This window comes from Clostridium moutaii (genome assembly GCF_041205085.1).
GTDB classification, from domain to species: domain Bacteria; phylum Bacillota; class Clostridia; order Clostridiales; family Clostridiaceae; genus Clostridium_B; species Clostridium_B moutaii.
The window spans coordinates 1-840 of record NZ_JBGEWD010000045.1; the positions used below are offsets into that span (position 1 = coordinate 1).

Sequence of the window (840 nt, forward strand, 5' to 3'; positions counted from 1 at the left end):
TAACGCATTTAATGATGCGTATCAGCGAGCAGGAAAACCAACTGGCGTTATATTACACTCAGACAGAGGGGCTCAATATTGCTCAAGCGATTACCAAACTTTGCTTAAAAAGTGTAGTTTTGTATGTAGCATGTCACGTAAAGGTAACTGTTGGGATAATGCGCCAATGGAATCATTCTGGGGTAAAATGAAATGCGAATGGCTTTATGAAAACCACTATAAAACACGTGAAGAGGCTCGTGCATCAGTGTTTGAATATGTTGAGATATTTTATAACAGGCAGAGAATACATGCTTCTAATGGATATATAACACCTGAGGAATATTATAATAATGCAAGTAAGAAAGCACAGGCAGCATAAAAAATCATACATTACGATATTATACGAAAAATAGAGATANGGATATATAACACCTGAGGAATATTATAATAATGCAAGTAAGAAAGCACAGGCAGCATAAAAAATCATACATTACGATATTATACGAAAAATAGAGATATTACGAGTTTTAGCTGTCTAATTTAATGGGGAAAGGGCACTTTTATTCTCTCTTCTATGTGAGTACCAGCATTTGTGTTATGTACTGAAAAGTAAATGTTATACTATGATATTTAACATCTATATTCTTATTAGGTAGGCGAAGCATTAATTTTATGAATTTACACTGTTCCCATGTTCAGCAATCACCCCTTAATTTTATCATAACAAAAATAGGACTTACTGTAATAAAGTAAGTCCTTAAGATTGTGAATTAGCCTTGACTCAGAAGCACAACCTGAATTTAACTTTTTTTCGTAACAACACCAATACTGCCGTTCACAATAACCGAATCGCCTGTT

Annotated in this window: 1 protein-coding gene; it reads left to right on the forward strand. The window is 33.8% G+C overall.

Annotated elements, in window-relative coordinates; all coding sequences use genetic code 11:
- Window positions 1-361 (forward strand): integrase core domain-containing protein (locus AB8U03_RS18010; RefSeq protein WP_369705928.1); only part of this gene is annotated, 361 nt, incomplete at its 5' end.
- Window positions 362-840: the final 479 nt, after the last annotated feature.